The sequence below is a fragment of the Limnochorda sp. LNt genome, from assembly GCF_035593265.1.
In the GTDB taxonomy this organism is placed as follows: domain Bacteria; phylum Bacillota; class Limnochordia; order Limnochordales; family Geochordaceae; genus Geochorda; species Geochorda subterranea.
The window spans coordinates 941,516-966,305 of sequence record NZ_CP141614.1 but is presented as its reverse complement, the minus strand read 5'-3'; the positions used below and the strand labels follow the sequence as shown (position 1 = coordinate 966,305).

The window sequence follows — 24,790 nt, the reverse complement described above, 5'->3', positions numbered from 1 at the left end:
GCCGGCTCCCCTTGAAGCCCGCTGGGAGGTGCTTGAACGGTCCCTGGGCCGAGCGTCGACTCCGGTCACAGTGATCGCCTACCTCGACTTTGCTTGCCCGCACTGTGCCACCTTCGCCCGGGAGGTCCAGCCTTGGCTGGCGGAGCGCGACGTTCACGCCGGCCAGGTGCGCTTCATCTACCCGCCCGCACCTTTCCTGGGTGACGCATCGGTGCAGGCCATGACTTCCTCGACAGACGCGCCCCCGGCCAGGTTCCCGACGACCAGATGCACCGGAACCCGTGTGCCCCGGAGGACCGGCTTGCCTTTTAAGACGGCGGGGTTTACCTCGACCAGATCTTGCCAGGCCATGCTCCGTTCATCTCCTCGAAGGTAATTCTACCACGCAGGTACTGCACGCCGCTCGAGCATCCGGGAAGCATTCCCGGGGTGTCGCATGCCCAATTACGCGGGCACACGAAGAAGGCGCCGGTGAAACGCGAGAAGTTCGAACCCCGGTGGGAGTACCAACAAGTCGCGTTTCTCGGACCACAAACGAGCCCCGGGTGCCACCCGGCGCGAGGATCCGGCACCAGCTCCACCCGCACCTGCCGGCGGGACGGGTGGGGGGCAGCCAGCCGGGCGAAGGCGCGCACAAGGCGCCGGAAGGCCTCCGCATCTGCCCCATTTACGATCCGCAGCGCTTCGTCGAGCCCCGTCCGCATCTGTTCCTCGTTGACGGTCGGTGTCGCTCGGCGCTGTTCAGCCGCCGCGAGCCGCTGTCGTAAGGTTCGCGCCGTTGCCACCAGGCGGCTCAGCTGCCAGAGCCTGTGGGTCCCCGCCGGCCAGGATGCCCTGCCGCGGGGCCAGTGCGATCAGGCGGTCCGCGGTGTCCTCGTCGACTGCCCAGGACCTCTTACAGCGCATGCGAGCGGTGGCCCTACGGGAAGGCAGGCCCGGGCAGCTCGACCTGGACAGGTCCCAGCACCGGTTCCTGCGCCAATTTGCCCCTGGACTCTGAAGGGATAGTCCCGTCGGTCATCCCTTCCCTGGCTTCGTTCTCCTCCGGCTCTCCGCCACGGGCTCTACAGCGGTAGCCCCGCCAGGTACGCTCCCCGAAATCCTGCATGAGGTGGAGCAGGTGCTGGCACTCATCCTCGACACCGCAGCCGCGCTGGCCCAGGAGGTACAGAACGGGCCCGTAGCTAGCTCTGCGTGGCAAGCCTTACGCCATTTTCGCACCAAGGCAGGGCCGAAAAGGTATGTTGCCGTCGCAAGGCCGCCAACGACCGCGGTAGCCACATCGTGACCCGCAGCGGGATCGATCCATGCATGGACGGCGACCGCGGCAACTACTACCATGCCCCCAAGGCGCCAGTAGAACTCGAAGCGTCGATGCTGGTCGGTTGCCGGCATCCGAAGAGCTACTAGGGTTGCGATATTAACTAGTTGCCCCTGATAAACTCGTCCAGAGAAGGCCGTCGTGACGGGCTCACCCCTCTCCTCCCCGAGACCGAATGATGCTAAAATCGGCCCCAGGAGGCATGGCATCGTGCGTCGGGACCGCAACGTGGCGTTCAAGGCGGACCTCTTCGAAAGCCTCATCGACCCCCAGCTCTTCGAGCTGCCCAAGGAGCTGGCCATCATCGACCGGCTGCTGGACGACGAGCGCTTCCTGGAGCCTATCCGGCGCAAGCTCACGGCCCGGCGGGGTCGGCCCACCATCCCCCTGGAGACGTACCTGCGCATGATGTACCTGAAGCGCCGCTACCGGCTGGGCTTCGAGGCCCTCGTCAAGGAAGTGGCCGACAGCCTGGTCTGGCGGCGCTTTTGCCGGTTGCGCTTGACCGACAAGGTGCCCGATGCCACCACCCTCATCAAGCTGACGCACCGACTGGGTCCGGAAGTCATCGAGCAACTCAACGACGCCCTGATGGCCCAGCTGGTGGAGGCGCGGCTGATGAAGCGCCACGGCCAGCGGATCCGGGTGGACACCACGGTGGTGGAAGCCAACATCCATCACCCCACCGACGCGGGCCTGCTGGCCGACGGGGTGCGGGTGCTGACGCGGCTGATGCGCCGGGCCAAGGAAGCCGGCATCGGGGTACGCCTTTCGGTCCGAGACCGCCTGCGTTCGGTCCGCCGCCGGCTGCGCCGCATCGGCCAGGTGCTTCGCCGGGGAGGGGAGAAGGCCCAGGCCGAGGTGGACCGGCTTACCGCCGAAGTGGCTCGGCGGGCCGAGCAGACGCTTCAGGAGGCCGAGCGCATGGCTCGGGCTGTCCAGCGCCGCATCCGACAGCTCGGTCCGGCGGTCGGCGCTCGTTACCGGGCCCTCGCGCAGGGTCTGGTCACGTACACCCGCCGCCTGCGCCGGGTGCTGGAGCAGACCCGGCTTCGCTTGCAGGGCATCCGGACCATCCCGGACCGGCTGGTCAGCCTCTTCGACCCGGATGCGCGCCCCATCCGGCGGGGGAAGCTTTCGAAGCCCGTCGAGTTCGGCTACAAGCTGACCCTGGTGGAGACCCAGGAGGGCTTCATCAGCCACTGGCGGCTGCATGTCGGCAATCCCAGCGACGACAGCTTGCTGGTGGACGCCGTGGCGGGCCACATCCACGCGGTCGGAGCCACGCCCGAGCGGTGGCCGCCGACCGGGCATGAGCAGCCGGGCCAACGACGCGGCGCTGCGGGCGATGGGCATCGCGCACGTGGCCCTGCCGGCCCGAGGCGGTCGGGCTCGTCGACTTTTCGAGCGACGCTGGGCCTTTCGGCGGTTGCTGCGCTGGCGCAGCGGCCAGGAGGGGCGCATTGCGCATCTCAAAGACACCTTTGAACTCGACCGCAGCCGCTATCGGGGCGCCGAGCGGGCGGCGACCTGGAGCGGGGAGGGCATCTTCGCCCACAACCTGACCCGGGCGGCCCGCCGGCTGCTGGCCCTGGCCCCGGCAGGCGCCTGAGCAGACCCCCGCCGGGGCAGGACCGGACAGGGCGGCATGACGAGCTGGGGTTGCTAAAGGTTCAGACTCCCCTCTAACGACGGACAGTGATTTTGTCAGGAGGCACTAACTAGAGCCATGATGAGAAGGATAACGGCCCCATTTGGCGCACCAGGCATGCCGAAAACGTCACGGAACAGGAGCGCGCCAAGGAAGAGCTGTACTACCAGATTGCTCAGCACAAACCAGGCTCTCACGGGACCCATCACCTCGCGCGGCTCCTCTTGGGGCGAGCTGGCGGCTCACAGCCGTTCTACGATTCCTATCCCAAAGGATTTCGGGCAATTTGGTGCTCACCTAAAGCGGCCGTAGCCAAGGCTGCAGCGTATCCAGGAGCCCGCGTCGCGAAGGCGGACGCCTCGTGCTGCTGCTCGGCTGAATCTATCTCGTCCACCAGGTGCTGCTCGCCTACCTGTACGCCTTCGGCTGCTCCGTGCGGTAGGGGCGCAGGGGACGAAGGGAAAGGGGAGGGTGACCCTACCCTCACATGCGCTCGGGCGCCGGCAGGCCCAGCACATCCAGCGCGTCGGCGAGCACGGCGCGGGAGAGGGCGACGAGCCAGAGCCGGAAAGGCCGTTCGTGCTCGGGTGCTTTCAACACCGGCATGTTTTCGTAAAAGTCGGTGAAGCGCTGCGCCAGCTCGTAGGCGTACGTCGTCACCAGCGTCGGGTTGAGCTCCACCGCCGCCATCTCCAGGGTGTCCGGCCAATCGGCGAGGTGCCGCAGCAGGGCCCGCTCAACCTGGGAGATCTCGGGCACGCGCTCGGGAGCCGGCGGGACGCTCCGGCTCTCCAGGCCGCCCTTGCGCAGGATCCCGGCCGCTCGCGCGTGGGCGTACATCAGGTACGGGCCGGTGTTGCCGTGGACGTCGAGGGCGCTGTCCATGTCGAAGACGATCTCGGTTGCGAGATTGTAGCGCAGCAAGAAGTAGCGGATCGCCCCGGCCGCGATGGCCCGGCTCGACAGCCCCACCTGCCGGGAACGCTCCCGATCGATGGAGGCCTCCATGAGGTCGAGCAGGTCGCGGATCTTGATGCCGATCCCCTCGCGCCCCGACATGGGGTAAGACGAGCGCCCATCCGAGGTGTCCATGCCGAGCCGGGCGGCCGTGGCCGGGCTCAGGCTGACCACGCCGTACGAGACATGGTGCACCGCCCCTGCGGCCTCCCCGAAACCGAGGGCCTGGAGCGCCAGACGAACCATCGCCTGGGGGTACTCCTGGCGGCGGTCGATCACGTTGAGCACGCGCTTGGCCCGGCCGAACGGCCGGCTCGTGCCCTCCGGCGCCGTCGTCCACAAGCCCTGGGCGAAACGCCGGTAGCGAAACTCCTTGCCCAAGAGGCCGAACTTCCAGAGATGGTAGGCGATGTCCTTGGCGGTGTACGTGAGCACGCCGTTGGAACGCACCAGGACCTTGTCGGTCAGGTGCTCGTCGTCGCCCGCCTCGTCTTCCTGTCCGACGGCCGCTTCGGCAGGGCCTTCTTGTTGCTGGGGCTGCTTGAGCACCCAGCAGCCGGCGAGGCGCCCCCGGGTCTCCTTGACGAACAGGGGTGACCGCTGCAACTGCTCGAAGGCGGCCGCCCAGAACCCCTCCCGTACGATGTCGCTCTCCCAAACCAGCAGGTTGTACGTGATGCCGAACGCGCCCATCTCGGCGACGTGCTCTTGCGCGACGCGCTCCGCCACCAGCCTGCCGAGCCACGCCGTGTTGTTGTCTCCGGCTTCGAGCGCGTGCAGCACCTCGGCCCGCCGGGCCTTGAGCGCCTCGTCACGCTCGTACGCCTGGCTCACCCGGGCGTAGACGTCCCAGCAGAAGTCGCCGAAACGGCTGTAGCGGCCCGTGATCGGGACGTGCAGGATGCCGACGACCGTATCGGCCACCTGGTCTCCCAGATCGTCGATGTAGTTGTGGACCTCCACCCGATACCCCACGCGCCGCAACAGGCGGGCAAGCGTATCTCCGATGCAGGCGTTGCGCAAATGCCCCACGTGGGCCGCCTTGTTGGGGTTGATGGAGGTGTGCTCGACCACGACCTTCTCGGCGGCGCGCTCCTTGGACGGCTCAGGGAGCATCGTGCCGTGAGACGCCCACCATCGCCAATCGAGCCAGATGTTGACGAAGCCGGGCGCCGCCGCCTCCACCCGGGAAGCCATCGGCAGCGTCCGCAGCTCTCCGGCCAGCTGAGCCGCGATCTGGATCGGGGGCTTTCGCAGGTGGCGGGCGAGTTGGAGCGCCACGTTGGTGGTGTAGTCACCGTGCTCAATGCGGGCGGGCTGCTCCACCAGGGGCTCGAGGCCGCCGGGCCACTCGAGGCCGCCCTGGCGCAGCAAGCGACCAACGGCTTCACCAACTTCGCGGGCGATGAGGCTGCGTAACGTCACGAGCCCTCGGATAACCAACACCCCGTTTTCCGGGACCGCTCCTGAAACCACCGTTGGGCGGGTTGCGTCACCCAGCTCGTAGACGAGATCTTCGAAGCGTAGGACGTCCATGGCCGCACTCACCTCGGAAGCTGCGTGGCCTCACGCCTCGGGTCGCTCGGGTCGCACCGTCTCATCGGGCGACGGCGCTGCCGTCACCCGCGGATCTTGCAGCATCTCCAGAAGGTCGCGCACCGTCAAGCCCCGCTGCGCCGGATGGCGCATGGGGCGATCCAGGTGCAACGCGTAGCGGTTGCGACGGCCTTGTCGCTGCTTCGTCACGTACCCGGCCGCCTCCAGGTCCCGGATGATGTTTTGGGCCGCCCGCTCGGTGATGCCCACCTGCCGGCCGATCTCGCGGGCGGTCACCGACGGGTCCCTCGCGATGCAGAGCAGCACCTGGGCGTGATTGCTGAGGAAAGTCCAGCGCCTCACCCCGCCTCCCCCCACGCGCCCGCCTGGCGCCCCGAGAGACAGTCCGGGGGCCGTTGACGGTCCACGACATACGAACTAAAGTTCACGAATAGTGCTTCACGAAAGGAGCCGACTACTTCATGGAATTCCTCGCATCGGCCCTGCACAACCTGCTCTCGCCCATGATCCTCTTCTTCGCACTGGGCTTGCTGGCGGGCGCCCTCCGATCCGAGCTGTCCATCCCCAAGGGCCTGGTGACGGGGGCCTCGCTGTATCTGTTGATGGCCGTGGGCTTCCGGGGAGGCGCCGAACTCGCGCAGGAGGGCCTCACCGACCGCTTCCTCGTCACGGCCCTGGCAGGCCTGGTCCTGGGCATGCTGGTGCTGCCAGGGCTGGCCTTCGGCGTCCTGGTGCGGCTCGGCGGGATGGACCCGGTCAACGCCGCGGCCATCGCCTCCCACTATGGCTCCATCAGCGTCGTCACGTTCGTGACGGCCACCAACTTCCTGGCACGTAGGGGCATCGCCCCCGAGGGCTTCATGACGGCGGTGATGGCCTTGATGGAGGCACCCGGGGTCATCGGCGGCATCCTGCTGGCCCGGCGCCACGCGGCCTCCGGCGCGGATAGAGCGGGGCCGGCTCTCTGGCCGGCGTTGCGGGAGACTCTGCTGGGCGCCAGCCCGGTGGTGCTGCTGGGCAGCATGCTGGTCGGGGCCCTCGTCGGGGAGGATGGCCGGGCGATGATGGACCCCTTCATCCTGGACCTGTTCCCGGGCATCCTCTCCGTCTTCCTGCTGGCGATGGGACTCACGGCGGGCCAGCAACTGAGCGCGTTCGCGTCGGGGGGAGGCTTCCTGGGGCTCTTCGCTGTGGCGATGCCGTTGGTGGGCGGCGCGCTGGGCGCGCTGGCCGGATCGCTCATCGGGCTGAGCGTGGGCGGGACGACTCTCTTCGCCGTGCTGGCAGCCAGCGCCTCTTACATCGCCGCGCCCGCGGCGGTGCGCCTCGCGCTGCCCGAAGCCAACCCCGGCCTGCCCGTGACCCTGTCGCTGGGGGTGACCTTCCCCTTCAACGTCATCCTCGGCATCCCGCTCTACTACTCGATGGCCGTCTGGCTCCACCGCTGACCTGCGCACCGGCACGTACGATGGAGGCCACCTCGGCCCGTGCAGCGCCACGCGCCGGCCACGTCGCGAGGCCCCCGCCGGGGCCGAGCAGCGGCGGCGCGCCGACTGCCGGTCGGGCGCTATCCGTCAGGGGCAACACCCCGAGCGGATGCCCCGCCGGCACGGCTCGGTGTGATGCGTCACAGACCCAGCCAGCGGCCGTCCATCAGCGCGGCCAGATGGGGAGGCCGGGATCGGCGGTCGTCACGACCCGGCCTCCTCCCGCCAAGGCGTAGCCTCCCGTAAGGCCACCCGAGGCGACTGCGGGCACCGACGCCAGCACGAGCCCCAACAAGAGCGCCACGATAGCCAAGGTCCGCCGCATGACCCCGCACCCCTCCGCTACAGGGAATCTCCGGAAACTGCTCCGAGCGTATCATTTCATACCAAATCGGTCAAGCGCGGCCGCGCGTCACGAACAGACTGTTTGGCCCTGCGTGCGCACGCTGTGATACTATAGTCGCAACGCCTCGTTCACATCCCGGCGTAGAGGGAGGTAGGAGCCCGTGAATGACGTCGTGGTGGAGCGGTTGCGCCACCTTTTCGAGACGGTGAGGCGTCCTGACGGCAAGCGCTGGACGTTGAGGGAGGTGGCCGAGGGCACCGGCCTGTCGCTGTCCTACCTGTGGAAGCTGCGCTCGGGCAGGGCCGTCAACCCGACCCGGCACGTCCTGGAGAAGCTCGCGTCATTCTTCGGGGTTACCGTCACGTACCTCGTGGGCTCGTCGGAGGAGGCCGAGCCCGTGACCGACCGTGCCGGCGAGCAGGAGATCGCGCGGTTGCTCCGGGCAGCCCGAGACTGCGTGGCGGCCGCGAATCCGGCGGAGGCCGAACGGCTGGCTCGGGCCGCGCTGGACCGCGCGCGTGCCCTTCGCAGCACCCCTCTGACCGTCAGCGCGCTGGTGACCCTGGGTCGGATCCTGGCCGGGTCGGGACGGATAGAAGAGGCGCAGGAGGCCATCGCGGCAGCCCTGAGCCTGTCGGATGACCTGGCGCCCGGACCCGAGCGCGTGCAGGCGGTACTGGCGCTCTCGTATCTCGAGTACGAGGAGGGCCGCTTCGAGACGGCTTACGATCATGCGCAGCGGGCCCTGGTCATCCTCGAGGCGACCCGTGGTGACAGCATGCTCAGGTACGAGACCCTGTTCCACGTGGGGACGCTGGCTCGTGAGGCCGGCCGGGCCCAGCAAGCCATGGCTTACCTGCAAGAGGCCCTCCCGCTGGCGGAGAGGCTGGGCGAGCGCTATCTCGTCCCCGTCCTCACGAGCCTGGGGCTCGCGGCGCTCGACATGGGCAGGGCGGACGAGGCGCTCGAGTACTTCACGCAGAGCCTGTCGCTCGCCATCCGCCTGCGGTTCGCGGCCTGGGTCAACAGGGCTCAGCACAACATGGGGCTGGCTTACCAGCGACTGGGCCGCTGGCAGGAGGCCATCGAGTCGCTCGTGAAGGGCCTGGGTTCCCATGAGGCGCTGGGCGACGTCCCGTTCATGATCTACGACCACATGGAGTTGGGCTGGTGCTATGCCAGCATCGGGCAGCGCGAGCCGGCCCTACGGCACGGCTACACGGCCCTGGCGCTGGCGCAAGAGCACGACCGACCGGGGCTCAAGGCCCGGGCGCACTGGCACCTGGGCCGTGTGTTCGCCCTCCTCGGCGACCTGGACGAGGCGGTGGCCCACTACGAGCAGGCCGCCCAGCTTCTGGAGCATCTTGGATCGAGGTCCGAGATAGGGAGGCTCCGGCTCGAGCACGGCGACCTGATGGCCAGGCGCGGCGATGCGGCCCGGGCGTCGGAGCTGTACCGCCAGGCGGCCCTGTCGCTGCTGGATGGAGCGCCTCCCCAGGCCCGGGAGAGGCAGCCCCGCCTCGCCTAGCCGGACGCCCGGCTGCCCGCACGGGACGGTGCTGGCCGCCCCGGCGCTACGCCGCCCCGGCCAGGAGCGTCGCGGCCACGGCGACGAGCCCCGCGGCGACCGACGAGAGCGCATTGACCCCGTCGTTGTCGAGCCAGGGCCGGCCGCCCTCCAGGCGGAGGGGGCCCGCGCAGGTCTGGAGGTGTGGCCGGGGCCGCTCCACCGCACGCCCGCAGCGATGGCAGCGCCACCGGCCCTGCCAGGCCGCCCCGATGAGGCTGTCGAGGAGCATCCCCGACACGCCCCCCACCAGCGCGCCCCACGCCAGGGCGGGGGATCCCAGCATACCCCACGTCAGCGCAGCCATCAGGGCCGCGCCCGCCGTCCCGGCGGCGGTGCCCGGCAGCGTCACGCCGCCCGAGCGCCCCGCCTCGACGGGCCGCCACCCGATGATGGAGACGGGGTGCGCCCGCTGGCCAGCCCCACCTCGGTGGCCCACGTGTCGGCGGTCATGGCGGCCAGGCTACCGGCCACCAGGGCGTCGTACGCCCATGCCGGGCCAGCCCGCTCACGGCCACGAGCCGCGAAGCCGCGGCCACGGAGGCGACGCCGCCGTTGGCCAGCACCTGGCGGGCGTCCCGGCCCGCCGATGGCCTCGGGCGCGGACGGCGCCTCGCACCCGCCGGCGCCAGGCGGTCAGGCTTGATCCCGAGACGAAGAAGCCGACCAGCAGCGCGGCCACGGCAGCCCCCGGCACCGAAGACCAGGGCTCCCACGAGGGTCGCCGCCACCGCCCGCCCGGCGTCAGCGCCCGGCCGCCACCCGCGCCCGCCACGGCGAGGGCCAGGCCGACGGCGGTCGCCCACGTCGGCACGAGCGCCATCCCGTCAGCCGCCCGGCTCACCCGGCCGAGACGCTGGCCAGCCGCTCGCGGGCCCACGCCGCGGCCTGACGCAGCCGCCGGGCGGCAGCTCCCTTGCCCACCAGGGCCAGTACCTCGAACATGCCCGGGCTCACATCTTTGCCCGTCACGGCCACCCGCACCGGCTGCAGCACGTCGCCCATCTTGAGGCCGGTCTCGTCACGGAGGGCCGTGAAGTAGGCCTCGAGCGTCGACTCGTCGAAGGGCTCGATCCCCTCCAGCCCTCCGGCGATGCGCTCGAGCAGCTCGGGCACGCCGGCCCTGAGCAGGTGCTTGCGGGCCGCCCGCTCGTCGTAGTCGACGGTCTCCTCGAAGTAGTAGCGGACCCACTCGGACACGTCGGCCAGGGTGCGCAGCCGGCTCTGCGACAGCTCCAGCGCGCGCATCAGCCGGCGCTCGCCCATCTCGGCCTCCCGCTCGATGAGCGCGGTCAGCCCGGCTCTCTCGAGGAAGGGGCGCGCCCGTGCCGCCAGCTCCTCCAGCGAGAGGCGGCGCAGGTAGTACCCGTTCATCCACTCCAGCTTCTGGATGTCGAAGATGGCCGGGTTCTTGGAGACGCGCGCCAGCGAGAACTTGTCGATCAGCTCCTCGACGGTGAAGATCTGCTGCTCGGCGTCGTAGCCCCAACCCAGCAGGGCCAGGTAGTTGACGATGGCCTCGGGCAAGTAGCCCCTCTCGCGGAACGCGTCGACCGACTGGGCCCCGTGACGCTTGGAGAGCTTGGAGCGGTCCGGCGCCAGCAGGATGGAGAGGTGCGCGAACGCGGGAGGCTCGGCCCCCAGTGCGCGGTACACCTGCACCTGCCGGGGGGTGTTGGAGAGGTGCTCGTCCCCCCGGATGACGTGGGTGATGCGCATCTCCAGGTCGTCGACCACCACGGCGAAGTTGTAGGTGGGCAGCCCGTCGGACTTGATGATGACGAAGTCGTCGAGCAGGGTGTTTTCGAAGCGCACCTCGCCCCGCACCAGGTCCTGCACCACCGTCTCGCCCGCGTCATCCATCCGGAATCGCAACGCCTTGGGCCGCCCCTCGGCCTCCAGCCGGCGGCGCTCGGCGTCGGTCAGGTGCAGGCAACGCCGGTCGTACTTGGGCGCCTCGCCCCGCTCCAGGGCCTCCTGGCGCCGGGCCTTGAGCTCCTCAGGGGTGCAGTAGCAGGGGTAGGCCCGACCCGCCTCCACCAGGCGCGACGCATAGCGCTGGTAGAGCTCGCGCCGCTCCGTCTGCCGATAGGGTCCGTAGGGACCGCCCACGTCGGGGCCCTCGTCCCAGTCGAGGCCCACCCAGCGCAGGCCCTCCAGCATGGCCCGGGCCGACTCCTCGGTGGAGCGGCTCCGATCGGTGTCCTCCAGCCTCAGGATGAACTTGCCCCCGTGATGGCGGGCGAACAGCCAGTTGTAAAGGGCCGTGCGGATGCCACCGACGTGGGGGTAGCCCGTGGGGCTGGGCGCGTAGCGGACCCGCACGGCATCAAAACGCTCAGCTCGGGATGGGTTCATGGGGCGGTCGCCTCCTCGAGGGGCAAGGACCGCAGGTAGGGCGGGTAGCGTACCCCGCGGTCCGTGATGATGGCCGTGACGAGATGAGCCGGCGTCACGTCGAAGGCGGGATGCAGGGCGGGCACGCCCGGGGGCGCCACCTCCACCCCTGCCACCTGCGTCACCTCGGCCGGGTCACGATGCTCGATGGGAATGGCGTCGCCATCCGGTAGCGACAGGTCGACGGAGGAGTAGGGAGCCGCGACGTAAAACGGGATGCCGTGCGCCCGGGCCAGCACCGCCAGGCCGTACGTGCCTATCTTGTTGGCCACGTCCCCGTTTCGAGCCACCCGGTCCGCGCCCACCACCACGGCCTGCACCAGCCCCTTCTGCATCACGTAGCCGGCCATGCCGTCGGTGATGACCGTGACGTCGATGCCCTCCCGGCTCAGCTCCCAGGCCGTCAGCCGTGCGCCCTGGAGGTAGGGGCGGGTCTCCGTCGCGTAGACCCGGAGCCGGTGGCCCCGGGCGACAGCTCGACGGATGACCCCCGCGGCCGTGCCGATGCCGGCCGTCGCCAGGGCGCCGGTGTTGCAGTGGGTCAGCACGCCGCCCTCCACGGGCATCAGAGTCGCCCCCGCCTCACCGATGCGCCAGCAGGAGTGCTGGTCCTCGTCGGCCAGGCGCCCTGCCTCCTCGGCGGCCAGCTCCGCCGCGTACCCCTCGCGGCGCAGGCGGGCCATCACCCTGTCCACGGCCCACGCGAGGTTGATCGCCGTGGGGCGCGCCGTCCGCAGCTGCTCGGCCGCCCGCTCGACCGCGTCGGGATCGCCCGCGTGCAGGCGACACGCCAATGCGACGCCGTACGCCCCGGCCACCCCGATGAGGGGCGCGCCGCGCACCACCATCTCCCGGATGGCCCGCGCCACGTCCTCGGGCCGCCGGCACGCCACCCACCGCTCCTCTGCCGGCAGGCGGCGCTGGTCCAGCAGCCATAGCCCGTCGGGCTCCCAGCGATAGGCGCGGACCGCCGACGACTTCGTCTCCATGGCTCGATGCACCACGCTCGTCATTCTACAGCATGGAGGCGACCAGGCCACGGCCCGGGGCAGCGGCACACGGGCAGCCCCGAGCCTCGGGCAGCGACGCCAGCGCCTGCAGGATGGCCCGCAGCAGCCGGGGCCGGCGCTCGTCCATGACCGCGACGACCTCCTGGTGGCTGAGCGAGGAGGCGGAAAGTCCGGCCCCGAGATTGGTCACGACCGCCACGACCGCGTAACAGATGCCGGCCTCCCGGGCCAGCACCGCCTCGGGCAGGCCGGTCATCCCCACCACATCACCGCCGAGCGCCGCCAGGGCCCGCACCTCCGCCGGCGTCTCGTAGCGCGGCCCTTCCATCCCGACGTAGCAGCCCGTCTCCTGTACGTGCAACCCCTGCTGCCGGATTGTCGCCACCAGGGCCGCCCGGATCTGGGGGCAGTACGGCTCGCTGAAGTCTGTGTGCACCACCGCGTCGTCCTCGAAGAACGTGACGGGACGCTGACGGGTGAAGTCGAGGAACTGGTCGGCTACCACCACCGTGCCCGGCGGCAGCTCGCGGCGCAGTGAGCCGACGGCCGCCGTGGCCACGACACGCTGGACCCCCAGGGCGGCCAGCGCGGCGATGTTGGCCCGGTAGTCGATGCGGTGGGGCGGCACGCTGTGCCCGGGCCCGTGGCGCGACAGATAGGCCACGGTCACCCCGTCGAGGGCGTAGAGGGAGACCGTGGCCGCCCCCAGACGGGTCGTGATGGTGGTGGTCTCCCGCGGTCGGCCCAGGATGGACGGATCCTCGAAGCCGGTGCCACCGATGACGGCCAGCCTCGCCCTGCTCACGTGCGCTACCTCCACGCGGTCGGGCCGTGCGCCGGCACGCCGGCCGACGCAGGACCTCTCGTCGCGCCCGCCCCTCCCGCGCCACGGGAAGGGCGGCACGACGGTGCGCTTCGTGGGCAGCGGGCGACTTCCTGCCGGGGTCAGGTCAGCTTGCGGTGGGGGCGTACCTTGCGGTCCTTGCGACTCCCGGGCGCATGACCGCTCTTCCACTGGCCCCGCTGCGACGACGCCTCGCGCGGCACCGGCCGGGCACGCAGGATGTCCTCTCGCTCGCCTCCGGGGTGGGTCGGCACCGGCTCGTCGTCGGTCGGGGGCAATCTCGCGTCCGTCGTCATCGCGGCCCCCCTGCCTGGAGCGCTTCGCCCTCTCCCGGGTGACGGCCCGGAGCGGCGGCGCCCGTCCGTAGTGTGACCCGGACCGCGCCCGGCCAGACGGGACGTCCTCATGACTGAATCGTTTTAGAACAGAGTGCATATGAAGGGCCATCGAAGGCGACCTCGTCTTCGGTTAAGCGCGACCAGAATAGCGCAGTTCGCGGCAGGAGATCGTCCGCCGATCGGCGAAGTGACGGTGCTGCCGTCACTTCGAGGGAAGGGGGGCGAGGGAGTGGCGCAGCGCCAGGCGATCGGACGCACGACCCCTCCGTCTCGCAAACGTTTAAGCCCACCTCCTGGACGTCGGGCTACTCTCCGCGACATCGCCGGGGCCCTGGGTCTGTCGGTCGCAGCCGTCTCCCGGGCGCTCAACGGGCACCCCGACGTCAGCCCTACCACGCGCCGGCGCGTGCTCGAGGTCGCCCGCCAGCTCAACTACCGCCCCAACGCCGCGGCCAAGACCCTGGTCACCCACCGCAGCCGCCTCATCGGGGTCTACTTCCTCGGCCAGGAGCGGGCTCGCTTCTCCCACCCCTTCGCCTCGGAGGTGGTCGACGGGCTGTTGGAGGGGCTGGCGACGGCCGGCTACGATCTGCTGGTCTTCGGTGACGGGCTCTACGACGGGGGCGCTCCCTCCTTCATGGACCTGGCGGCGCACCGTCAGATCGACGGCGCCGTCTTCCTGGGGCTGCGCACCGACGATCCCCGCTGGGGCGAGCTGGCTCGCCTGCCCTTCCCCCTGGTGACCATCGACGTGCCGGTGGAGGGGGAGCGCGCCGTCTCGGTCGGCTGCGACCACATCGAGGGTGCTCGGCTGATGGCCCGGCACCTGGCCGCGCTGGGCCATCGTCGCATCGCCATGATCAACGGCCACCGGTGGGCGCCCGTCAGCTGGGAGCGCCTGACGGGGTTCACGGCCGGCCTCCGACAGGTGGGCCTGGAGTGGGAAGAGGCCTGCCTCGTCGAGGGCGACTTCACCGAGGCGAGCGGCTACCAGGGCGCCGTGGAGCTCCTGCGCCGCCGTCCACGCCCCACGGCCATCTTCGCCGCGTCGGACCTGATGGCCCTGGGCGTGCTGCGCGCGGCCCGGGAGATGGGCATCGCCGTGCCCGAGGAGCTCTCCGTGGGAGGTTACGACGACATCTCCGACGCGGCCCGCGCCTCGCCGCCGCTCACCACCGTGCACCAGCCCCGTCGCCAGCTCGGCGTGGCCGCGGCCCAGTCGGTCGTCGGCCTCATCGAGCGAGGGCACGACGGGATCCCGTCTCGGGTGCTCCTGAGGCCCGAGCTGGTGGTGCGGGCTTCGACGGGCCCGGCCCCCTCGAGCTCGCCGTAGCTCGCCGACCATGGAACCATGGAGAGGAGGCGATCCGTCGCAGCGCCTGCCGGTCGTGGTGAGCTGGGAGCGCGTCTCGTCGACGACCTGGAAAGGGGTGCGAGTCACGTGAGACTGCATCGATGCGCCGGGCGAGTCTCGATCTTGCTGCTCATGCTGCTGTTGCTCGTCTCGCCGGCATGGGCCGGCACCGTGGTGCGCGTCTCGGGATGGGCCGGGACCGACGTCGCCATCGTCGAGGAGCTCATCACCCGGTTCGTCGAGCCCGCCGTCAAGCCGTACGGCATCGAGGTGCGCTACGAGCCCATCGCGGAGGACTTCTCCACCTACCTCTTCAACAGCCTCTCCGCCGGTACGGCGCCCGATCTCTTCTATGTCGACATCTTCTGGGCCGAGCCCCTGATGGCGGCCGGCCAGCTGGAGCCGCTGGACGCCTACTTGCAACGCTCCGAGGCCCTCTCCAAGGAGGACATCATCCCCAGCCTGCTGGAGGCCTTCACCTACCAGGGCAAGGTCTACGGCATCCCCAAGGACTTCAACACGCTGGCCGTCTTCTACAACAAGGACATCTTCGACGAGGCCGGCGTGCCCTACCCTGACGAGAGCGACACGTGGGCGAGCTTCACCGACAAGCTGCGCCGGGTGAGCCGGCCCCAGGAGGGGATCTACGGCATCGCGCTGGCGCCCGAGTTCGCCCGGTTCGGCGCGTTCGCCTACGCCGCCGGCTTCCGGCTCTTCGACGAGCGCGGCCGCAGCGACCTCTCCCAGCCGGGCTTCGTCGAGGCCTTCGAGTGGTACACCGGGCTGGTCGACGAGGGCATCGGCATCCTGCCCGCCGACATCGGCCAGAGTTGGGGCGGCGGCGCCTTCGCTACCGAGCGCGTGGCGACCGCCATCGAGGGCGCCTGGATCCTGGGCTTCCTGCGGGACCAGGCCCCCAACCTGCCCTACGGCGCCACGCTGCTCCCGCGACATGCCGGCACCGGGCAGCGGGGCAACTTCATCTACACCGTCTCCTGGTCCATCAACGCCGCCTCCCGGGTCAAGGAGGAGGCCTTCCGGGTGCTGGAGGCCCTGACGAGCCCGGAGGCGCAGCAGTGGGTGCTGCAGCGCGGCCTGGCCCTCCCCAGCCGGCAGGCACTGCTCGACGACCCGTACTTCAAGCAGGCCACCGCCGAGGCCCAGGCCAACCTGGTGGTCTTCCGCGGGGCCTCCGAGGGCAACGTGCAGCCCTTCAAGTTCGGGCGCTACGGTGGAGACTGGATGACGCCCGTCAACGAGGCCCTCTCCGCCGTCATGACCGGAGAGCTGACGCCCCAGCAGGCGCTGGCCGACGCGCAGCGCCGGCTGGACGAGCTGACGGGCCGCTGAGCCCGTCGAGGATGAGGCGGGGCGCCGCCCGGCTCGACGCCGGGGGCGCCCCCTCGGCCCTGGCACCCGTCGGCCACACCGCGTGGGAGGCGTCGCCATGAAGGAGGGTCGGACACCGGGGCTGCGCCGGCCGATGCTGAGCGAGCGAGTGCAGGAGGCCGTGGCGGCCTATCTGTTCCTGGCGCCCTTCCTCTTCTCGCTGGTGGTCTTCTTCGCCTACGCCTTCGCCCGCACGCTCTACTTCAGCTTCACCCAGTACGACCTCTTCAGCGCACCCACCTGGGTCGGGTTGCGCAACTACGTCGCCCTGCTGACGGAGCCGCGCTTCCTGACCGCACTGCAAAACTCCATCACCTTCGCTGTGGTCGTCACCGCCGCCCAGACGGTCTTCGCGCTGATGCTCGCCCTGGCCCTCAACCAGAAGCTGCGGGGTATCACCTTCTTTCGCGCCGCCTACTACATGCCCAGCGTCGCATCCAGCGTCGTCATCACGCTGATCTTCATCTGGCTGTACCAGCGGGCCGGGGCCATCAACTACCTGCTGACCGTCGCGCTGGTCTACCGTCGGGTGCTCGTGGCCTGGGTGGTGGGGACGGTGGTGCTGCAGTCCGCGCTGGTGCTCTACGAGCGCGGGCGAGGGCGGCCCGCCTCCCCCCTGGAGCCCAGCCTCCTGGTGACGGCCATGCTGCTGGCGGGAGCCGCGAGCGCGGCGCTGTGGGTGGCCGGCGTGGTGACGCCGGTCGAGGGGGTGCAGCCGGTGGCCATCCCGTGGCTCAACACGCGCCGCCGCTGGCCGGGTGGCCCCGTCTCCGCCCCCATCCCGCTGGAGGCCATCATGCTTCTCAACACCTGGACCACGGCACCCACCTTCATGCTGCTCTACCTGGCCGGGTTGCAGGAGATCCCCCGGGAGCTGTACGAGGCGGCATCCGTCGACGGCGCGTCGGCATGGCAGCAGTTTCGCCACATCACCTTGCCGCAGCTGCGCCACGTCACGTTCCTCGTGGTGACGTTGGGGCTCATCGGCACGCTGCAGATGTTCGACCAGGTGGCGGTCATCGGCGACCAGGCACCCCTGGAGTCGGTCATCACGCTGGCCTACTACGTCTACAGCAACGTCTTCCCGGGCGGGGCAGTCCCGCGGGTGGGGCAGGCGGCCGCCGCCGCCATGACCCTGGCCCTGTTGACCCTGGTGGTGGTGCTGATCCAGCGAAAGGTGGTGGAGCGCTAGGTGAGCGACGCGATCGCCCGCCGCCGGTGGGCTCGGGCCGGTGCCATCTACCTGTTGCTCCTGTTCTTCTCCATCCTCTTCATGGGGCCGCTGCTCTTCGCCGTCCTCTCCAGCCTCAAGGACAACCCGGCCGAGTGGCCGCCCCGGCTGGATCCCCCGCAGCTGCGCTGGCGCAACTGGGTGGCCGCCTACCGATTGGGGCAGGCCGGGGGCGGCAGCGGCTGGTTCGGCGCCTTCGCACCAGGGGCCGTCGTGCCGTTCGAAGTGACCTACGAGGTGCCCGCCGAGCTGGCCGTCCAGGGCATCGAGTTGCCGCGGGTCGCCGTCCCCCGCCGGGTGCCCGGGGCCGGGCCGGGTGCGGTGCGCACGGGGCCCTTCGCCGCCGACATGGCCGAGGTGGTGGGGCCGTCCATCGCCTCCCGCCAGCCGGGCCCCGACGGCAGCGTCCTCGTCACCTACCGCTTCGAGGTGCGCCACACGGGCCAGATCACCGTCGATCGCCTGCCCGTCGACGTGGAGGTGCCGCGCGGCTACCGCTTCGTGGAGGCCACCCTCTCCCCCAACCGGACCGAGCGGCTCGGACGGGTTCAGAGCTGGAACACCATCACGCCCGGGGTCATCCCCTACGTCTTCTACAACTACACCCGGGTCTTCGGGGAGAACTACAGCCGCACCACCGGCCGCAACCTCTTCCTCACCTGGATCGGCAACTCGCTGTGGGTGGCCACGGCCAAGGTGCTGACCACCCTGGCCTTCGCCTCCATGGCCGGCTACGCCCTGGCCAGGCTGCGCTTCCCCGGGCGCAACGTCCTCTTCGTCGTCATGCTCTTCTCCATGATGGTGCCGAGCCAGGTCACCTTCATCTCCAACTACCTGGTGCTGCGCGACGGCATCTTCGGGCTGTCGAGGCTGTGGGGGATGCCGACTTTGCTCAACTCCTTCACCGGTCTCATCCTGTCGGGGCTGGTGGGGGCCAGTGCGGTCTTCATCATGAAGCAGTTCTTCGAGTCGCTGCCCAAGGAGCTGGAGGAGTCGGCCCGCATCGACGGCGCCTCGCCGGGCACCACCTTCCGCCGCATCGTGCTGCCCCTGGCGCGCCCGGCCCTGGGGGCGGTCACCATCCTCACCTTCCAGGGCGCCTGGAACGAGTTCTTCTGGCCGCTGGTGGTGCTGACGTCCCCGCAGGACAAGTTCGTCTTGATGGTGGGGCTGTCGACGTTTCGACGGGCGTACGGCGCCGTCGGGTTCGACTGGGGCCCCCTGCTGGCCGGGGCCGTGGTGGCGGCGCTGCCGGTGCTGATCCTGTTCGTGGTCTTCCAGCGCTATTTCGTGGAGGGTATCTCCTTCAGCGGCCTCAAGGGCTAGGCGGGGCGACGCCGCGGGCGCGGCAGCGAGGGCAGTAGCCGGTGAAGTGCACCCGGTGATCGACGATCTGGAAGCCCGTCTCCGCCTGGATGCGGGCCTCCAGATCCTCCAGCAGGTCCTCCTTGAACTCCAGGATGCGCCCGCAGCCGAGGCAGACCAGGTGATGGTGGTGGTGGCCCCGCTCCAGCTCGAACTCGAAGCGATCCTCCTCCTGCCCCACGTTGAGACGGCTGACCACCCCGGCCCGCTCGAAGAGCAGCAGCGCCCGGTAGACCGTGGCCAGGCCCAGGGCGGGGGCGCGCCGGCGGGCCCGTTCGTATAGCTCCTGGGCGCTGAAGTGGCGCTCCGGCTGGGCGGCCAGCACCTCCAGCACGACCCGCCGTTGAGGCGTCAGCCGCACCCCCAGGGACTCCAGCCGATGTCGGGCGGCCTCCAAGCGTTGGGCGCCCGTCGTCATGCGCCCGTCGCCCCCTCTCCGGCGCCCCGCGGCCGCCGGGGCTCAGCCCCGGCCGGGCGGCCCCAGCTCCTGGCGCACCAGCTCGCCGACCACCTTGGGGTTGGCCTTGCCCCGGGAGAGCTTCATGACCTGCCCCACCAGGAAGCCGGCCGCCTGCTCCTTGCCGGAGCGGTACGAGGCCACGGCGTCGGGGTTGGCGGCGATGGCCTGGCGCACCCACTGCACCAGCTGGGTCTCGTCGCCCACCTGCTCGAGGCCCCGGGCCCGCACGATGGCCGAGGGCGGCTGGTCGGTGCGGAGACTCTCCTCCAGGACCTCCTTGCCCACGCTGGCGGTGACGGTGCCGCCCCGCACCAGCGCCAGCACCTCCGACAGGTAGGCGACCCACGTCTCCCGGCCGGCGAGGTCGGCCGGCTCCATGCCCATGGCACGCAGCAGGCGCAGCACCTCGCCCATCACCCAGTTGCTGGCTGCCTTGGGATCGCCCGTGCGGCGCGCCACCGCCTCGAAGAAGTCCGCCAGCGCGGGGTGCTCGCAGAGCACCGAGGCGTCGTAGGCGGGCAGCTTGTAGGCCTCCTGCAGGCGCCGGCGCCTGGCCGAGGGCAGCTCGGGCAGCGAGCGCCGGATGGACTCGACCCATGACGGGTCCAGCTCGACGGGCGGCACGTCGGGCTCGGGGAAGTAGCGGTAGTCCTCCACCGTCTCCTTGGTGCGCATCAGGATGGTGGAGCCGCTGGCCTCGTCCCAGCCCCGGGTCTCCTGGCGGACCACGCCGCCCTCCTCCAGGATGGCGGCCTGCCGCCAGGCCTCGTAGCGCAGCGCCCGCTCGACGGCCTTGAAGGTGTTGAGGTTCTTGACCTCGGTCTTGGTGCCGAGCCGTCGCTCGCCGGGCCGGCGCACCGAGACGTTGGCGTCGCAGCGCAGCGAGCCCTCTTCCATCTTGACGTCGGAGACGCCCAGGTAGAGCATGATGCTGCGCAGCTCCTCGAGAAACAGCCGCGCCTCCTCGGGCGAGCGCAGATCGGGCCGGGTCACGATCTCGATGAGCGGCACGCCGGAGCGGTTGTAGTCGACCAGGGAGTAGCGGCTGCCCACGATGGTGGCCGTCGAGTGCACCAGCTTGCCCGTCTCCTCCTCCAGGTGCACCCGGATGATGCCGACCCGCCGCGTCTGCCCGTCCACCTGCACGTCCAGCCAGCCGTCGGTGCACAGGGGCCTGTCGTACTGGGAGATCTGGTACGCCTTGGGCAGATCGGGGTAGAAGTAGTTCTTGCGGTCGAACTTGGCTCGCTCCGCCACCCGGCAGTTGAGGGCCAGGCCCGCCCGCACGGCGTACTCCACCGCCTTCTCGTTGAGCACGGGCAGGCTGCCCGGCAACCCGAGGCAGACCGGGCAGACGTGGGTGTTGGGCGGTGCGCCGAACTCGGTGCTGCACCCGCAGAAGACCTTGGAGCGGGTGGCCAGCTCCACGTGAATCTCCAGCCCGATGACCACCTCCCAGCCTGCCGGGAGGCCCTCCCGGGCCGTGCGGGACTCCGCCAGCGTGGGTCGCTCCTGCATGTCCATCACCTCACCGCCACGGCTGGCCGCCGGTCGGCCACCTGGTCGGCCACGGCCGCCTCCACCGCTCGCGCCACCTGCAGCACCCGGGCCTCGGCGAAGGCCGGCCCGATGATCTGCACCCCGATGGGCAGCCCCTCGGGCGAGAAGCCGCACGGCACCGAGACGGCCGGCAATCCGGCCAGGTTGACGCTCAGCGTGTAGATGTCGGTCAGGTACATCTGCAACGGGTCGTCGACGCGCTCCCCCAGCCGGAAGGGCACGGAGGGGCTCACCGGCGTCACCAGCACGTCGGCCCGCTCGAAGGCCTGCTCGAAGTCGCGGCGGATGAGGGTGCGCACCTTCTGGGCCTTGAGGTAGAAGGCCTCGTAGTAGCCTGTGCTCAGCGCGTAGGTGCCCAGCATGATGCGGCGCTTGACCTCGTCGCCGAAACCGTCCCGCCGGGTCCGGGAGAACATGGCCACGACGTCGTCGCCCGGCCGGCGCAGCCCGTAGCGGACGCCGTCGTAGCGGGCCAGGTTGGAGCTGGCCTCGGAGGGGCTGATGATGTAGTAGACGGGCAGGGCGTACTCCAGGTGCGGCATCCGCACCTCCACCGTGGTCGCCCCCTCCCGTTCCAGGCGGGCGACCGCCCCCATGACCGCCTCCCGGACGGGCGCCGACAGCCCCTCGCCGAAGTACTCGGGCGCAAGGCCCAGCCGCACACCCCCTGCGCCGTGCTCCAGCGTGGGCAGCACCGCGGGCACGGGCCCCGGCGCCGAGGTCGAGTCCATGGGATCGGGGCCCGCGACGGCCTCGAAGACGATGGCGCAGTCGCGCACGCGGCGGGCGATGGGGCCGACCTGATCCAGCGACGAGGCGAAGGCCACCAGTCCGTAGCGCGACACCGCCCCGTACGTGGGCTTGAGGCCCACCACGCCGCAGTAGCTGGCGGGGAGCCGCACCGAGCCGCCCGTGTCGGAGCCCAGCGAGAAGACCGCCTCTCCCGCCGCCACCGCGGCCGCCGAGCCCCCGCTGGAGCCCCCCGGCACCCGGTCCAGGTCCCAGGGGTTGCGGGTCGGGCCAAAGGCCGAGTTTTCGTTGGAGGAGCCCATGGCGAACTCATCCATGTTGACCTTGCCGAGCATGACGGCCCCGGCCTCGTCGAGCCGGGTCACGACGGTGGCGGAGTAAGGCGGCACGAAGCTCTCCAGCATGCGCGACCCGCAGGTGGTGCGCACGCCCTCGGTGCACAGCACGTCCTTGCACGCCCACGGGATGCCCACCAGCCGCTCGGAAGGGTCGAGCCGCCGGACGTCGACGGGCCCTCCCTGCTCCTGGCGGCGCCGGGCGATCCACCGATCCGCGGCGTCGGCCTGGGTCAGGGCCCGCTCGGCGACGACGGTCAGGTAGGCGTGGATCTCCCCGTCGATCCGCTCGATCTGGCGCAGATGGGCCTCGGCCAGCTCCCGGGCCGAGATCTCCCCCCGCCACAGGCGCTCCGACAGCTCCTCGATGGAACCGAACAGAAGGGCCTCCTCCTCGGTCATGGCCACCGCCCCCGTCATGCCTCCTCGATGATGCGCGGCACCCGGAACATGTCCGCCTCGACCTCCGGCGCGTTTTGCAGCACGCGCTCGCGTGGCAACGACGGCCGCACCTCGTCGGGCCGGAAGACGTTGCGCAGCGGCAACGGGTAGAAGGTGGGGTCGACGCCCTCGGTATCGAGCTCTTGCAGGCGCCTGGCGGCCTGCAGGATCTCGCCGAGCTGCCGGGTGAAGCGCGCCACCTCCTCCTCGCTCAACTCCAGACGTGCCAGGCGCGCGACGTGGCGCACCTCGTCAGGCGTGATGGCCGGCATGGCTCGGCGCCTCCCCCTTGTCGATGGCCTCCAGCACGCGATAGAAGGTGGGTTCGTCCAGGATGGTGACCCCCAGAGCCCGGGCCTTGTCGAGCTTGGAGCCCGGCGACTCGCCCACCACCAGGTAGTCGGTCTTGGCGCTGACGGAGCCGCTCACCTGCGCCCCCAGGGAGGCCAGCAGCTCCTCTACCTCCCGCCGGGAGTAGCGGGCCAGGGTCCCCGTCACCACGACCCGCTTGCCGACGAAGGGCGAGGCCGCTGACGGGCGCGGCTCCCGGGCCTGCGTCGTGACGACGCCCAGCGAGGCCAGCTCCTGCACCAGCCGCCGGTTGGCGGGCTCGTCGAAGAACTCCCGGATGCTGCGCGCCACCACCTCCCCCACGTCGGGCACCTTCATCAGCTCCTCGACCGATGCCTGCATGATGGCCTCGATGGAGCCGAAGTGGCGTGCCAGATCTCGGGCCGTCCCCTCGCCGACGTGGCGGATGCCCAGGGCGTACAACAGCCGTGCGAGCCCCCGGCCCTTGCTCGCTTGGATAGCGCCCACCACGTTGGCGGCCGACTTGGGGCCCATCCGCTCCAGCGTGGCGAGCCGGTCCACGTCGAGCCGGTACAGATCGGCCGGGCTGCTGACCAGCCCGCGCTCCACCAGCTGGGTCACCAGGGCCGGTCCGAGCCCCTCGATGTCCATGGCGTCACGGGAGGCGAAGTGGATCAGCCCCTCCACCAGCTGGGCCCGGCACTGGCGATTGACGCACCGCCAGATGGCCTCGCCCTCGGGGCGTACCACCCTCGCCCCACAAACCGGGCAGCTCTCGGGCATCTGGAAGGGGTGTTCCTGTCCGGAGCGGCGCTCCTTGAGGACCTCCACCACCTCGGGGATGATCTCGCCGGCCTTCTGCACCTTGACCCAATCGCCGACGCGCACGTCGAGCTTGCGAATGATGTCCTCGTTGTGCAGGCCGGCCCGCGAGACGGTCGTGCCGCCCAGCCTCACCGGCTCCAGGACGGCCACCGGCGTCAGGGCGCCCGTGCGCCCCACGTTGACGTCGATGGCCAGCACCCGGGTGACGGCCTGCTCGGCGGGGTACTTGTAGGCGATGGCCCAGCGCGGGCTCTTGGCGGTGGCCCCGAGGCGCTCCTGCTGGTCGATGCGGTCCACCTTGACGACGATGCCGTCGGTCTCGTAGTCCAGCTCGTGGCGGCGGTGGGACCAGTACTCGATGTAGTCGACCACCTCGTCGAGGCTCTCGCACCGCCGCACGTGGGGGTTGACCCGCAGGCCCAGCTCCCTGAGCAGCTGCAGCCGCTCCCAGTGGGTGGGAGGCAGCTCCATGCCCTCCAGGTAGGCCAGGGTGTAGCAGAAGATGTCCAGCGGACGGCCGGCCGTCACGGAGGGATCCAGCTGCCGCACCGAGCCGGCGGCCGCGTTGCGGGGGTTGGCGAAGAGAGGCTCGCCCCGCCGGGCCCGCTCCTCGTTGAGCCGGGCGAAGGCGCTCTTGACCATGTACACCTCACCGCGCACGTCCAGCGAGACCGGCCCGTCGCAGCGGAGGCGCAGGGGGATGCTGCGGATGGTGCGGAGGTTTTGGGTGACGTCCTCGCCGACGGTGCCGTCGCCCCGCGTGGCCCCCCGCACGAAGCGACCGTCCTCGTACTCCAGCGAGATGGCCAGCCCGTCGATCTTGAGCTCGGTCACGAAGCTGACGGGCTCCCCCGGCAGCAGCCGGGCGACGCGTGCGGCCCAGGCCCGCAGCTCCTCGACGGAGTAGGCGTTGTCGAGGCTCAACATGGGGGTCCTGTGCCGCACGCTGCCGAACTCGGGCAGCGGCGCCCCGCCCACCCGCTGCGTCGGCGAATCGGGCGTGACGAGCTGCGGATGGCGCTGCTCGAGCTCCCGCAGCTCTCGCATCAGGGCGTCGTACTCGGCGTCGGAGATGACGGGGGCGTCCAGGACGTAGTAGCGGTAGTCATGGTACGCGATCTGGTCCCGCAACGCCCGGACCCGCTCCAGCACGTCCGGGGGGACGCCCCGTGCCTCGGCCCTCTCCTCACCGACGGCATCCATCGTCCTCACCTCTCCTCCGGCGAGAGGCCCGGCATGCCTGCCCCGTCGAGCGCATAGGAGTACCGAGCCGCCCGCCTCGGACGGGCCGAC

23 protein-coding genes and 1 pseudogene are annotated in these 24,790 nt (G+C 70.6%); 9 read left to right on the top strand and 15 right to left on the bottom strand.

The genetic code is table 11. From position 1 onward, the window contains the following. Positions 1 to 28 precede the first annotated feature (28 nt). A pseudogene (locus tag VLY81_RS14560) lies at positions 29 to 184 on the top strand (thioredoxin domain-containing protein); the annotation flags it as partial. Here the strand turns inward: VLY81_RS14560 and VLY81_RS14555 are convergent. Next, a complete protein-coding gene (locus VLY81_RS14555) occupies positions 178 to 351 on the bottom strand; it encodes a DUF433 domain-containing protein (protein ID WP_405001286.1) in 174 nt (57 codons plus the stop codon). The pseudogene VLY81_RS14560 and the gene VLY81_RS14555 sit on opposite strands and share 7 nt — an antisense overlap. Positions 352 to 1,531: 1,180 nt before the next feature. On the opposite strand from VLY81_RS14555, the gene VLY81_RS04485 reads away from it, so the two are divergent. Then, a complete protein-coding gene (locus VLY81_RS04485; protein ID WP_405001285.1) occupies positions 1,532 to 2,809 on the top strand; it encodes a transposase in 1,278 nt (425 codons plus the stop codon). Beyond that, a complete protein-coding gene (locus VLY81_RS14550) occupies positions 2,751 to 2,933 on the top strand; it encodes a hypothetical protein (protein WP_405001284.1) in 183 nt (60 codons plus the stop codon). Before VLY81_RS04485 ends, VLY81_RS14550 begins: the two co-directional genes overlap by 59 nt. Positions 2,934 to 3,455: 522 nt before the next feature. Here VLY81_RS14550 and VLY81_RS04480 read toward each other — a convergent pair. Next, positions 3,456 to 5,465 (bottom strand): arginine--tRNA ligase, encoded by a 2,010-nt coding sequence (locus VLY81_RS04480; RefSeq protein ID WP_324669831.1) that lies wholly within the window; start codon positions 5,463 to 5,465, stop codon positions 3,456 to 3,458. 30 nt (positions 5,466 to 5,495) lie between these two features. Continuing rightward, positions 5,496 to 5,828, bottom strand: a complete 333-nt coding sequence (locus tag VLY81_RS04475; RefSeq protein WP_324669830.1) for a helix-turn-helix transcriptional regulator — start codon at positions 5,826 to 5,828, stop codon at positions 5,496 to 5,498. Positions 5,829 to 5,947: 119 nt separating this feature from the next. Between VLY81_RS04475 and VLY81_RS04470 the strand changes: the two genes are divergently transcribed. Further along, the gene (locus tag VLY81_RS04470) at positions 5,948 to 6,934 is read left to right on the top strand and encodes a sodium-dependent bicarbonate transport family permease (protein WP_324669829.1); all 987 of its coding nucleotides are present in this window, start codon (positions 5,948 to 5,950) and stop codon (positions 6,932 to 6,934) included. Between the two features lie 205 nt (positions 6,935 to 7,139). Here the strand turns inward: VLY81_RS04470 and VLY81_RS04465 are convergent, their stop codons facing one another. Next, positions 7,140 to 7,298, bottom strand: a complete 159-nt coding sequence (locus VLY81_RS04465) for a hypothetical protein (RefSeq protein WP_324669828.1) — start codon at positions 7,296 to 7,298, stop codon at positions 7,140 to 7,142. Positions 7,299 to 7,479: 181 nt separating this feature from the next. Between VLY81_RS04465 and VLY81_RS04460 the strand changes: the two genes are divergently transcribed. Beyond that, positions 7,480 to 8,847, top strand: coding sequence for a tetratricopeptide repeat protein (locus VLY81_RS04460; RefSeq protein ID WP_324669827.1), 1,368 nt, complete (start codon positions 7,480 to 7,482; stop codon positions 8,845 to 8,847). A gap of 46 nt (positions 8,848 to 8,893) precedes the next feature. On the opposite strand, the gene VLY81_RS04455 is transcribed toward VLY81_RS04460, so the two are convergent. The 6 genes from VLY81_RS04455 to VLY81_RS04430 form a co-directional block, all read right to left on the bottom strand. Beyond that, positions 8,894 to 9,325, bottom strand: coding sequence for a DUF92 domain-containing protein (locus VLY81_RS04455; protein WP_324669826.1), 432 nt, complete (start codon positions 9,323 to 9,325; stop codon positions 8,894 to 8,896). Positions 9,326 to 9,394: 69 nt separating this feature from the next. Further along, the gene (locus VLY81_RS04450; RefSeq protein WP_324669825.1) at positions 9,395 to 9,730 is read right to left on the bottom strand and encodes a hypothetical protein; all 336 of its coding nucleotides are present in this window, start codon (positions 9,728 to 9,730) and stop codon (positions 9,395 to 9,397) included. Beyond that, entirely contained in the window at positions 9,727 to 11,244 is a 1,518-nt protein-coding gene (gene gltX, locus VLY81_RS04445; RefSeq protein ID WP_324669824.1) for a glutamate--tRNA ligase, read from the bottom strand. The genes VLY81_RS04450 and gltX overlap by 4 nt, the downstream gene beginning before the upstream one ends. Next, entirely contained in the window at positions 11,241 to 12,272 is a 1,032-nt protein-coding gene (gene mtnA / locus VLY81_RS04440; protein WP_324669823.1) for an S-methyl-5-thioribose-1-phosphate isomerase, read from the bottom strand. The genes gltX and mtnA overlap by 4 nt, the downstream gene beginning before the upstream one ends. A gap of 25 nt (positions 12,273 to 12,297) precedes the next feature. After that, complete coding sequence (locus VLY81_RS04435) at positions 12,298 to 13,098, bottom strand: S-methyl-5'-thioinosine phosphorylase (RefSeq protein ID WP_324669822.1); 801 nt, start codon at positions 13,096 to 13,098, stop codon at positions 12,298 to 12,300. A gap of 140 nt (positions 13,099 to 13,238) precedes the next feature. After that, a complete protein-coding gene (locus VLY81_RS04430; protein WP_324669821.1) occupies positions 13,239 to 13,433 on the bottom strand; it encodes a hypothetical protein in 195 nt (64 codons plus the stop codon). Positions 13,434 to 13,572: 139 nt separating this feature from the next. Between VLY81_RS04430 and VLY81_RS04425 the strand changes: the two genes are divergently transcribed. The 4 genes from VLY81_RS04425 to VLY81_RS04410 all read left to right on the top strand — a co-directional run bounded on the left by VLY81_RS04425 (position 13,573) and on the right by VLY81_RS04410 (position 18,775). Further along, positions 13,573 to 14,808, top strand: coding sequence for a LacI family DNA-binding transcriptional regulator (locus VLY81_RS04425; protein ID WP_324669820.1), 1,236 nt, complete (start codon positions 13,573 to 13,575; stop codon positions 14,806 to 14,808). A 108-nt stretch (positions 14,809 to 14,916) separates the two neighbouring features. Then, a complete protein-coding gene (locus VLY81_RS04420) occupies positions 14,917 to 16,179 on the top strand; it encodes an ABC transporter substrate-binding protein (RefSeq protein WP_324669819.1) in 1,263 nt (420 codons plus the stop codon). Between the two features lie 97 nt (positions 16,180 to 16,276). Continuing rightward, complete coding sequence (locus tag VLY81_RS04415; protein WP_324669818.1) at positions 16,277 to 17,410, top strand: carbohydrate ABC transporter permease; 1,134 nt, start codon at positions 16,277 to 16,279, stop codon at positions 17,408 to 17,410. After that, complete coding sequence (locus VLY81_RS04410) at positions 17,411 to 18,775, top strand: carbohydrate ABC transporter permease (RefSeq protein ID WP_324669817.1); 1,365 nt, start codon at positions 17,411 to 17,413, stop codon at positions 18,773 to 18,775. It begins immediately after the preceding gene. Here VLY81_RS04410 and VLY81_RS04405 read toward each other — a convergent pair. From VLY81_RS04405 to ligA, 5 genes are read right to left on the bottom strand one after another with little or no spacing between them, the layout of a single operon-like run. Next, positions 18,765 to 19,232 carry a Fur family transcriptional regulator gene (locus VLY81_RS04405; protein WP_324669816.1) on the bottom strand — a complete coding sequence of 156 codons (468 nt, stop codon included), beginning with the start codon at positions 19,230 to 19,232 and terminating at the stop codon, positions 18,765 to 18,767. The genes VLY81_RS04410 and VLY81_RS04405 overlap by 11 nt on opposite strands. A 42-nt stretch (positions 19,233 to 19,274) precedes the next feature. Beyond that, positions 19,275 to 20,792: an Asp-tRNA(Asn)/Glu-tRNA(Gln) amidotransferase subunit GatB gene (gene gatB, locus VLY81_RS04400; RefSeq protein ID WP_324669815.1), complete on the bottom strand. Its 1,518-nt coding sequence runs from the start codon at positions 20,790 to 20,792 to the stop codon at positions 19,275 to 19,277. A 5-nt stretch (positions 20,793 to 20,797) separates the two neighbouring features. Further along, complete coding sequence (gene gatA / locus VLY81_RS04395; RefSeq protein WP_324669814.1) at positions 20,798 to 22,339, bottom strand: Asp-tRNA(Asn)/Glu-tRNA(Gln) amidotransferase subunit GatA; 1,542 nt, start codon at positions 22,337 to 22,339, stop codon at positions 20,798 to 20,800. Beyond that, positions 22,336 to 22,632, bottom strand: a complete 297-nt coding sequence (gene gatC, locus VLY81_RS04390; protein WP_324669813.1) for an Asp-tRNA(Asn)/Glu-tRNA(Gln) amidotransferase subunit GatC — start codon at positions 22,630 to 22,632, stop codon at positions 22,336 to 22,338. Before gatC ends, gatA begins: the two co-directional genes overlap by 4 nt. After that, positions 22,613 to 24,700: an NAD-dependent DNA ligase LigA gene (gene ligA, locus VLY81_RS04385; protein ID WP_324669812.1), complete on the bottom strand. Its 2,088-nt coding sequence runs from the start codon at positions 24,698 to 24,700 to the stop codon at positions 22,613 to 22,615. The genes gatC and ligA overlap by 20 nt, the downstream gene beginning before the upstream one ends. Between the last annotated feature and the right edge of the window lie 90 nt (positions 24,701 to 24,790).

What these genes read in the sequence shown, in the direction of transcription:
- VLY81_RS14555 (WP_405001286.1), bottom strand. Translation starts at nt 351, where the DNA reads ATGGCCTGGCAAGATCTGGTCGAGGTAAACCCCGCCGTCTTAAAAGGC.
- VLY81_RS04480 (WP_324669831.1), bottom strand. Translation starts at nt 5,465, where the DNA reads ATGGACGTCCTACGCTTCGAAGATCTCGTCTACGAGCTGGGTGACGCA.
- VLY81_RS04470 (WP_324669829.1), top strand. Translation starts at nt 5,948, where the DNA reads ATGGAATTCCTCGCATCGGCCCTGCACAACCTGCTCTCGCCCATGATC.
- VLY81_RS04465 (WP_324669828.1), bottom strand. Translation starts at nt 7,298, where the DNA reads ATGCGGCGGACCTTGGCTATCGTGGCGCTCTTGTTGGGGCTCGTGCTG.
- gltX (WP_324669824.1), bottom strand. Translation starts at nt 11,244, where the DNA reads ATGAACCCATCCCGAGCTGAGCGTTTTGATGCCGTGCGGGTCCGCTAC.
- mtnA (WP_324669823.1), bottom strand. Translation starts at nt 12,272, where the DNA reads ATGGAGACGAAGTCGTCGGCGGTCCGCGCCTATCGCTGGGAGCCCGAC.
- VLY81_RS04430 (WP_324669821.1), bottom strand. Translation starts at nt 13,433, where the DNA reads ATGACGACGGACGCGAGATTGCCCCCGACCGACGACGAGCCGGTGCCG.
- VLY81_RS04425 (WP_324669820.1), top strand. Translation starts at nt 13,573, where the DNA reads ATGAAGGGCCATCGAAGGCGACCTCGTCTTCGGTTAAGCGCGACCAGA.
- VLY81_RS04415 (WP_324669818.1), top strand. Translation starts at nt 16,277, where the DNA reads ATGAAGGAGGGTCGGACACCGGGGCTGCGCCGGCCGATGCTGAGCGAG.
- VLY81_RS04405 (WP_324669816.1), bottom strand. Translation starts at nt 19,232, where the DNA reads ATGACGACGGGCGCCCAACGCTTGGAGGCCGCCCGACATCGGCTGGAG.
- gatB (WP_324669815.1), bottom strand. Translation starts at nt 20,792, where the DNA reads ATGCAGGAGCGACCCACGCTGGCGGAGTCCCGCACGGCCCGGGAGGGC.
- gatA (WP_324669814.1), bottom strand. Translation starts at nt 22,339, where the DNA reads ATGACGGGGGCGGTGGCCATGACCGAGGAGGAGGCCCTTCTGTTCGGT.
- gatC (WP_324669813.1), bottom strand. Translation starts at nt 22,632, where the DNA reads ATGCCGGCCATCACGCCTGACGAGGTGCGCCACGTCGCGCGCCTGGCA.
- ligA (WP_324669812.1), bottom strand. Translation starts at nt 24,700, where the DNA reads ATGGATGCCGTCGGTGAGGAGAGGGCCGAGGCACGGGGCGTCCCCCCG.